This is a genomic window from Nocardioides sp. P5_C9_2, from assembly GCF_054049555.1.
In genome coordinates this window covers 1-8,437 of the sequence record NZ_JBFUMD010000129.1, presented here as the reverse complement: position 1 = coordinate 8,437, position 8,437 = coordinate 1, and the positions used below count along the sequence as shown (strand labels likewise).

10 protein-coding genes and 1 tRNA gene are annotated in these 8,437 nt (G+C 72.3%); 9 read left to right on the top strand and 2 right to left on the bottom strand.

From position 1 onward, the window contains the following. A partial coding sequence (locus tag ACXJKL_RS08710; RefSeq protein WP_457206667.1) for an NTP transferase domain-containing protein occupies positions 1 to 685 on the bottom strand: 685 nt, incomplete at its 3' end. 121 nt (positions 686 to 806) lie between these two features. Here ACXJKL_RS08710 and ACXJKL_RS08705 point away from each other — a divergent pair. Beyond that, positions 807 to 1,616 carry a hypothetical protein gene (locus ACXJKL_RS08705; protein ID WP_457206666.1) on the top strand — a complete coding sequence of 270 codons (810 nt, stop codon included), beginning with the start codon at positions 807 to 809 and terminating at the stop codon, positions 1,614 to 1,616. Positions 1,617 to 1,631: 15 nt separating this feature from the next. Here ACXJKL_RS08705 and ACXJKL_RS08700 read toward each other — a convergent pair. Further along, positions 1,632 to 1,710, bottom strand: a tRNA-Gln gene (locus ACXJKL_RS08700). 70 nt (positions 1,711 to 1,780) lie between these two features. Between ACXJKL_RS08700 and ACXJKL_RS08695 the strand changes: the two genes are divergently transcribed. The 8 genes from ACXJKL_RS08695 to ACXJKL_RS08660 all read left to right on the top strand — a co-directional run. Then, positions 1,781 to 2,170, top strand: a complete 390-nt coding sequence (locus ACXJKL_RS08695; protein ID WP_457206665.1) for a hypothetical protein — start codon at positions 1,781 to 1,783, stop codon at positions 2,168 to 2,170. A 36-nt stretch (positions 2,171 to 2,206) separates the two neighbouring features. Beyond that, complete coding sequence (locus tag ACXJKL_RS08690) at positions 2,207 to 3,172, top strand: ABC transporter ATP-binding protein (RefSeq protein ID WP_457206664.1); 966 nt, start codon at positions 2,207 to 2,209, stop codon at positions 3,170 to 3,172. Continuing rightward, on the top strand, positions 3,165 to 4,043 hold the full coding sequence (locus ACXJKL_RS08685; protein ID WP_457206663.1) for an ABC transporter permease: 879 nt from the start codon (positions 3,165 to 3,167) through the stop codon (positions 4,041 to 4,043). The genes ACXJKL_RS08690 and ACXJKL_RS08685 overlap by 8 nt, the downstream gene beginning before the upstream one ends. Beyond that, positions 4,040 to 4,954: an ABC transporter ATP-binding protein gene (locus ACXJKL_RS08680; RefSeq protein ID WP_457206662.1), complete on the top strand. Its 915-nt coding sequence runs from the start codon at positions 4,040 to 4,042 to the stop codon at positions 4,952 to 4,954. The genes ACXJKL_RS08685 and ACXJKL_RS08680 overlap by 4 nt, the downstream gene beginning before the upstream one ends. Then, positions 4,951 to 5,652: an ABC transporter permease gene (locus tag ACXJKL_RS08675; RefSeq protein WP_457206661.1), complete on the top strand. Its 702-nt coding sequence runs from the start codon at positions 4,951 to 4,953 to the stop codon at positions 5,650 to 5,652. The genes ACXJKL_RS08680 and ACXJKL_RS08675 overlap by 4 nt, the downstream gene beginning before the upstream one ends. A 10-nt stretch (positions 5,653 to 5,662) precedes the next feature. After that, positions 5,663 to 6,760 carry an ATP-dependent DNA ligase gene (locus ACXJKL_RS08670; RefSeq protein WP_457206660.1) on the top strand — a complete coding sequence of 366 codons (1,098 nt, stop codon included), beginning with the start codon at positions 5,663 to 5,665 and terminating at the stop codon, positions 6,758 to 6,760. After that, positions 6,753 to 7,352, top strand: a complete 600-nt coding sequence (locus tag ACXJKL_RS08665) for a hypothetical protein (RefSeq protein ID WP_457206659.1) — start codon at positions 6,753 to 6,755, stop codon at positions 7,350 to 7,352. Before ACXJKL_RS08670 ends, ACXJKL_RS08665 begins: the two co-directional genes overlap by 8 nt. Positions 7,353 to 7,374: 22 nt before the next feature. Beyond that, the coding region (locus ACXJKL_RS08660) for a glycosyltransferase (RefSeq protein WP_457206658.1) at positions 7,375 to 8,437 on the top strand (1,063 nt) is incomplete at its 3' end.

The window sequence follows — 8,437 nt, the reverse complement described above, 5'->3', positions numbered from 1 at the left end:
GCATGACGTCCTCGATGGTGTGCGCGCCGACGGTCAGGCCCGCGTCCCGGGCGAGCTGGACGGTGTCGGTGAGGTAGTACTCGCCCTTGTGGTTGTCGTTGGTGATCCTGCCCAGCGCCTCGACGAGGAACTCGGCGTCGAAGGCCAGGATCCCGGAGTTGATCTCGGCGATCTCGCGCTGCTCGGGGCTGGCGTCCTTCTCCTCGACGATGGCCTCGACGTCGCCCTCGTCGTTGCGCACGATCCGGCCGTAGCCGAACGGGTTGGCCACCACGCCGGACAGGATGCTCACCGCGCGCTGCGCCGCCTCGTGCTCGTGGGCGAAGGCCTGCAGGCTCTCGCCGCGCAGCAGCGGGGTGTCGCCGGCCGCGACGATGACCGTCCCCGTCGCCGAGGCGCCCTCGCCCAGCGCCTCCATGGCGATGCGTACCGCGTGGCCGGTGCCGTCCTGGGTCTCCTGGACCGCCAGCACCGCGTCGGGCACCAGCGCGTGGATGTGCGGGCCGACCTGCTCGCGCTGGTGACCCACCACGGCGACGATCCGCTCCGGCTCGACGGCCTGCACGGCACGCAGGACGTGCCCGATCATGCTGCGTCCGCCGATGGGGTGCAGCACCTTCATCGTCTTGGACTTCATGCGGGTGCCGCCGCCCGCGGCGAGGACGATCACGGTGAGGTTGTCCATGCCCGCAGTCTGCCAGCGACGCCGCTCGGCGGGTCCCGGGGCGGTGAGTGACCCACATTCCGTCGCATTCGAAGGTGGCTGACTCACCGCCTCCGGGGCGCCCGGACGGCAGGATGGGGCGATGGACGACGCGGCGTACGTACGGGAGCTCTTCGCGATCCTGACCAACCCCTCGCCCACGGGGATCGACCCGGCCGACCCGTACGGGCAGGCCGACGACGGGATCGACCGGTACGACGGCTTCGGGCGCGACGTCCGGGTCACCTCGGCGCGGGTGGTAGCGGGCGAGCACGCGCCGATGATGGAGCTCGGCTTCGTCCTCGACCTCCCTGCCGCCCCGGACCTGGACGGCGTACCGGCCGAGGGGTCGTTCCTCCTGCCGGTAGACGCCGAGTGGCGGAGGCTGAGCGGGTACGACGACCCGGCCGACCACGCGCCCGAGGTCGCGCGCAGGGTGCAGCGTGCCGCCGCGAGGCACGTGCAGCGACACCGGTTCGGGGCACAGACCCTCTCGACGGCCGCCCTGCCCGACCGTTCCCGGCAGTGGCAGATGCTGCTCGACGGCCTGGCCAAGGAGGGGCAGGTGAGGGAGCCAGCGCCCGGCCGGTTCGAGCTGGCGCTTCGGGGGCAGGATGACCGCTCGCCGGTGGTGACGGTCGTAGTCACCCCAGATCAGTGGGGGCGCGTTGTCCTCCGGCACGGTGTCCATCTCGCGCCGGGGGACTTCTTCATGGAGAAGTTCGGGCCGCTGGACCCGCTGCGGCAGGCGTTCGTGGTGTTCTGGGAGGACGACCTGGTGGCGTCGTCGCGAGAAGAGCTCCCGCCCGTCGACCCGCCGAGAGATCTCCGCTTCGTCCCCGGTGGCCGGTGGTCCACGGAGTCCCACGACGGCACGCGTCACCACCTCGACGAGTTCCCGCCCGAGCGATGAGCAGGGGGGACCGAGCTCCCCGGGTAGGAGTCGAACCTACGTCGCTAGTCCTGATTCAAAGTCAGGCGGGCCCTGCCGGCAGACCAACCGGGGAATGAGGGGCCAAGCCTAGGGCCAGCAAGGCGGGGACTGCGTCCCGGTCCGACGAGCCTTACGATCCGCGGGTGCGAGACATCGTCGCTCGGCTCTGCCTCGTCCTCGCCCTCCTCGCCAGCGGCGTGGTGCTGGTCCGCGGACTCCTCATGACGACCTACTTCGAGCCCACGGGTGACGCACTCGCGGTGGCCGGGCGGGGAGCGCTGTGGCTGTGGCTGGGTACGGGAATGTTGGTCGGACTCGTCCTCGTGGCCCGACGCCGGTGGCGGGTGCCCGTCTGGGTACAGCTCCTGGTGGCCGCATCCGGACCGGTCTGCCTCGTCGTCCATGCACTCGGCTGGATCCCCCTCGTCGCCGCTCCGGTCGTCGCCTTCCTGGTCCTGGCGAGCGGGGCGTGCCTGCTCGTGTCGCCCCGACGACCTTCACGAGACCTCCACAGGGATCAGGGACATTCCTGATGGGCAGTGTCCGAGGTCACCGCTAGCGTGGGCGTCGTGACGGGGGACAGCGAGCAGGTCATCGAGACCACGGGGCTCACCAAGCACTACGGGCAGGTGCACGCCCTGACCGACCTCGACATCGAGGTGGGCGAGGGTGTGACCGGCCTGGTGGGCGCCAACGGTGCCGGCAAGTCGACCCTGATCAAGATCCTGCTGGGCCTGCTCGAGCCGACGTCCGGGAGCGCGCGGGTGCTGGGCCACGACATCGCCACCGGCGGCGAGGAGATCCGCCGGCTGGTGGGCTACATGCCCGAGCACGACTGCCTGCCGCCCGACGTGAGCGCGAGCGAGTTCGTCGTGCACATGGCCCGCATGTCCGGGCTCGGCGCCTCGGCGGCGCGGGAGCGGTCGGCCGACGTACTGCGCCACGTCGGGCTCGACGAGGAGCGCTACCGACCGATGGGGGGCTACTCCACCGGCATGAAGCAGCGCGCCAAGCTGGCCCAGGCACTGGTCCACGACCCGCGCCTGGTCTTCCTGGACGAGCCGACCAACGGCCTCGACCCGGCCGCGCGCACCGACATGCTCACCCTCGTGCGCCGCATCGGCAGCGACTTCGGCATCGCCGTCCTGGTCACCTCCCACCTGCTCGGCGAGCTCGAGCAGGTCAGCGACCACGTGGTCGTGCTCGACGCCGGCCATCTCCTGCGCTCCAGCGCGACCGGCGACTTCCTCGAGCGCACCGGCAGCCTGCTCGTCGAGGTGGTCGGCGGCACGACCGAGCGCGACCGGTTCGGTGAGGCGCTGGCCGCTGCCGGGCTCGTCTGCCGCCCGCGCGGGACCGCGATCGCGGTGGAGCCCGCGCCGGCCGGGCTCTCCGTCCACGACCTGGTGCGCGACACGGCCGCCGACCTGGGCCTGGGGCTGATGCGCCTCCAGCCCGACCGGCGCCACCTCGAGGACGTCTTCCTCGACGACGCGCCGGGCACCACGACCGCGGGAGGCGTGCCGCGTGGCTGACCAGCGCTCCGGAGTCATCCACGACCTGGGCTACCGCCACTACGAGGGCCCACGCGACGGCGTCGGGACCATCGCCCGCACCCTCTACGTCACCGGCCTGCGGCACGCCTTCGGCCTCGGCCGCTCGGGCAGGTCCAAGATCCTGCCCTTCCTGCTGCTGGCCCTGTGCACGCTGCCCGCCGCCATCGTCGTCGGCGTGGTGACCATCGTGGGCCTCTCGGACCTGCCGCTCACCTACGCCGGCTACACCAACCAGGTCCAGCTGCTGGTGAGCCTGTTCGCCGCTGCGCAGGCGCCGGTGCTGTTCTCCCGCGACCTGCGCTACCGCTCGATCGTGCTCTACCTCGCCCGTCCGCTCCCGGCCCACGTCATCGCTCTCACCCGCTGGGCGTCGTTGGCCACCGCGCTCCTCGTCTTCACGGTGCTGCCGCTGCTGGTCCTGTACGCCGGAGGGTTGCTCGCCGGGCTCGACGTCAGCGAGCAGACCACCGACCTCCTGAAGGCGGTGACGCTGCTCCTGCTGGTGGCGGCGATGCTGGCGGGCATCACCGGCTTCATCTCCTCGGTCTCGCTGCGCCGGGGATTCGCCGTGGTCGGCTCGATCGTGGCCCTGGTCGTCGTGCCGGGCGTGGTCACCGCCGTCCAGGCCATCACCGCGCAGGAGGACGCCGACCAGGTGGGCGTCGTCGCCGGCCTGGCCTCCCCGTGGTCGCTCACCAACGGCCTCGCCTCCGCCTGGGACGCCGGGGTCACGGTCTTCACCCCGCCCGACGGCAGCTGGGTCGTGGTCTACCTCGCCGTCGCCCTCCTCGTCGCGGTGGCCGGCGTCGCCGCCATCGTGGCGCGCTTCGCGAAGGTGGGTTCGCGATGAGCACGCTGGTCCTCGACTCCGTGTCCCGCTGGTTCGGCAACGTCGTCGCCGTCAACGACGTCTCGCTCACCATCGCCCCCGGCGTGACGGGCCTGCTCGGCCCCAACGGTGCCGGGAAGACCACCCTGATGGCGATGATGACCGGCTTCCTCGCCCCGTCGGCCGGCACGGTCACCCTCGACGGCGAGCCCGTCTGGCGGCACACCGAGGCCTACCGGCGCATCGGCCTGGTGCCCGAGCGCGAGCTGAGCTTCGGCTACCTCACCGGTCGCCAGTTCGTCCGCGCCAACGCCGACCTGCACCGCCTCCCCGACGCGGCGGCCGCCACCGAGCGCATCCTCGCCGAGGTCGACATGGTCGAGCCGGCCGGGCGACGGCTCGACACCTACTCCAAGGGCATGCGCCAGCGGGTCAAGATCGCCGCGGCGCTGGTCCACGATCCCGCGGTGCTGCTGCTCGACGAGCCCTTCAACGGCGTCGACCCGCGCCAGCGCATGCACCTGATGGACCTGCTCCGCCGCCTCGGCGACGAGGGCCGCACCGTCCTCTTCAGCTCCCACATCCTCGAGGAGGTCGAGCGCCTGGCCCGGCACATCGAGGTCGTCGTCTCCGGTCGGCACGCCGCCTCCGGCGACTTCGGCGCGATCCGCCGCCTGATGACCGACCGTCCGGTGCAGTACGCCGTCCTCTCCAGCGACGACCGCGCCCTTGCCACCCTGCTGATCGCCCAGTCGTCGGTGCGCGCCGTCCGCCTGCGACCCGACGGTGGCCTCGACGTCGAGGTCGACGACCTCGGCAGCTTCGCCGTCGGCCTGCCGCAGTGGGCTCGGGCGGCCGGGCTCACTCTCTACGACCTCTCCCCCAGCGACGAGTCGCTCGAGAGCGTCTTCGCCTACCTGGTGGCCCGATGATCAACGTGACCATCACCAAGCTCGCCGCCCAGGCGCTGCTCGGCCGCCGCCGGTTCTGGCTGCTGCTGGCCTTCCCCGTGCTGCTGGTCGCGCTGACCGCGACCATCGCGGCCCTCACCGACGGCGACGCGGCGTGGCCGCTGCTGCCGGGCCTGGGCTACCCGGTCGTGCTGCCGCTGGTGGCCGTGCTCGCCGCCTCGTCGGTCCTCGGCCCGGAGGTGGACGACGGCTCGATCGTCTACCTGCTCTCCAAGCCGGTCAGCCGGCACGCGGTGGCGCTCAGCAAGTGGGTGGTCGCCTGGGCGGCGACGATGGTCGCCGGGGCGCTCCCGCTCTACGTCTCCGCGCTGGTGGCCGGTGGCGGTGACCGGGCGACGGCCGCAGGTCTGGCGGCCGTGGTCGCCGGGACGACGTACTCGGCACTCTTCCTCGCCGTCTCCGCGATCACCCGCCACGCCGTGATCGTGTCGCTGCTCTTCGTCCTCATCTGGGAGGGGTTGCTCGGCAACCTCCTCAGCGGGGTGGCGTGGCTCAGCGTCGCCCAGTGGGGGCTGCGCATCGGTCACGAGGTCTCCACCGAGCTGCCCGACCCGACCAACGTCCCGTGGGCCGTGCTGGCCAGCGTGGTCGTCACGGTCGGCGGGGTCTGGTTCTGCGGCGACCGGCTGCGGTCGTTCTCCCTCCGCGGCGAGGACTAGGGTCGACCGCGTGGACCTGCCCGTGATGCCGCCCGTCCAGCCGATGCTCGCCAAGGCGGTCGCGGGGATCCCCGACCCGGCCAAGCACGGGGGCCTGAGCTTCGAGCCCAAGTGGGACGGCTTCCGTTGCATCGTGTTCCGCGACGGCGACGAGGTCGAGCTGACCAGCCGCAACACCAAGCCGCTCACCCGCTACTTCCCCGAGCTCGTCGCCGCCATCAAGGAGCAGCTGCCGGAGCGGGTCGTGCTCGACGGCGAGGTGTTCGTGGCCGTGGGCCAGCGCCTCGAGTTCGAGGTGCTGCAGGAGCGCATCCACCCCGCGAAGTCCCGCGTCGACATGCTGGCCGAGAAGACACCCGCCGGGTTCGTCGCCTTCGACCTGCTCGCCCTCGGCGACACGTCGTACCTCGACCGGCCCCTCGCCGAGCGCCGGGCGGTGATGGAGGAGGCGCTCGCGCACCTGGACGGACCGTGCTTCCTGACCCGCACGACCACGGACCCGGTCGAGGCGGGGACGTGGTTCGAGGAGTTCGAGGGCGCCGGGCTCGACGGCGTGATCGCCAAGCCGCTCGACGCGCCGTACGTCCAGAACGGTCGCACCATGATGAAGGTCAAGCACGAGCGCACCGCCGACGTCGTGGTCGCCGGCTACCGCGAGCACAAGACCTCCACCGCCGAGACGCCGCTGCTCGGCAGCCTGCTGCTCGGCCTGTACGCCGACGGCGAGCTGCAGCACATCGGCGTCAGCGCGTCCTTCACCGCCGCCCGCCGGGCCGAGCTGATCGAGGAGCTCGCACCGCTGGTGTGCCCGATCGAGGAGCACCCGTGGGGGAAGTGGCAGGAGTTCCTCACCGCCAACCCCGACCGGGTCCCCGGCACCCAGAGCCGCTGGAGCGCCGGCAAGGACCTGGGCTTCACCCCGCTGCGACCCGAGCGGGTGCTCGAGGTGAAGTACGACCACATGGAGGGTCGCCGCTTCCGGCACACCGCCCAGTTCAAGCGGTGGCGCCCGGACCGTGACCCGGAGTCGTGCGGCTACGACCAGCTGGAGGAACCGGTGAGCTACGACCTGGCTAGAATTCTGAGTGGAGGCGATTCCCTTGAGTGAGACCAGCGACAACGGCACCCCGGACGTCACGGGCGACGACATCAACGACGGGCAGGGCACCTACGACGTGGTGCTCCTCGTCGAGCAGGGGTTGAGCCGGCAGGACGCCGAGCAGGTGCGCTCGCTGCACAGCGAGATCGTCGACCAGGTCATCTACCACGTGCTCATGCCCCTCGAGGACGCCGCCGCGCGCGTCGAGGCGTCGGTCGGGATGCTGGGCGCCGGCGACGTCATGTCGGCCCCGGCGATGGCGATGAGCGAGGAGGAGCTGGAGGCAGTCCGCGAGGAGTGCCGCGAGCACTCGGACCGCGACCTCTCCATCACCCTGTCGGCTCTCGCCGCCGCCGGCGCGACCGCCCGGGGCGCCGTGACCGGACAGCCGCCGGTCGACGCGCTGACCGCGAAGATCGCCGAGGTCGGTGCCCGCGAGGCGATCATCCTCACCCGCCCGCACGTGGTCGCCGAGTTCTTCCACGTCGACTGGACCTCCCGCGCCCGTCGCAAGGTGGGCGTCCCCGTCCTGCACCTGCTCGAGCAGGAGAACTTCGACCAGCAGGCAGGCGGCACCGGCGAGGGCATCACCGGGCTCTGAGCCCGACCCCTAGGGTGGCGGCGTGAAGATCGCGCCCCGCCTGAACCGCTCCGGCCCGCGTCGATCCGGTCGGCTGCGGGTCGGCTTCCTGCTCCTCAACCTCGACGGCATGGGCGGCACGTCCCGCTCGGCGATCACCCAGGCCAACGCCCTGGCCCGGCGCGGCAACGTCGACGTCCGCATGCTCTCGGTCACCCGCACGGCCGACGAGCCGCACTACTCGATCGACCCGGCGGTCACGGTGGAGCACCTCGTCGACGTGCGCGAGGACGACCCGCGGCACCGCCGCCCCTCCCTCCTCGTCCCCGCCCGCTGGGACGGGCAGTTCTCCGCGCTCACCGACGTCGGGCTCGAGGCCGCGCTGCCCGACCTCGACGTCGACGTCCTGGTCACCGTCACCCCGGCGCTCCTGGCCGCGGCGATCATGCTGGTACGTCGCGAGGTCGCCGTCGTCCACCAGGAGCACCGCTCGTCCGCGGACCGGGTCGGCGGGATGGAGCCGTTGCTCGCCTTCGCCCCGAGGGCCGCCACGGTGGCGCTGCTCACCGAATCGGCCGCGTCGTGGCTGCGCGCCGAGCTCGGGGACACCGCGCCGGAGATCGTGGTGATGCCCAACCCGCTGCCGATCGCCCCGCAGGCCCGCTCGCCGCTGGACTCGCGGACCATCGTGAGCGCGGGTCGCATCGTGGCGGAGAAGCAGTTCATCCACCTCCTGCGGGCCTTCGAGCAGATCGCCGACGACGCCCCCGGCTGGCGGCTGCGGATCCTCGGCGACGGCCCCCTCCGCGAGGAGCTCCTCGCCCACGCCGCCAAGGCCGGACTGGCCGGCCGGGTCGAGCTGCCCGGTGCCGTGCCCGACATGGCCCCGGAGTGGGCGCGGGCCGCGGTCTGCGCGATGTCGTCGAAGACCGAGGGCTTCCCCCTGGTCGCCCAGGAGGCGATGTCGGCCGGCGTGCCGGTGGTGACCTACGACTGCCACTCCGGCCCGCGCGAGCTCGTCGAGCACGAGGTGTCCGGTCTGCTCGTCGGCGCCGGCGCGAAGGCCGGGCTCGCCGCGGCGCTCCGCCGGGTCGCCACCGAGGACG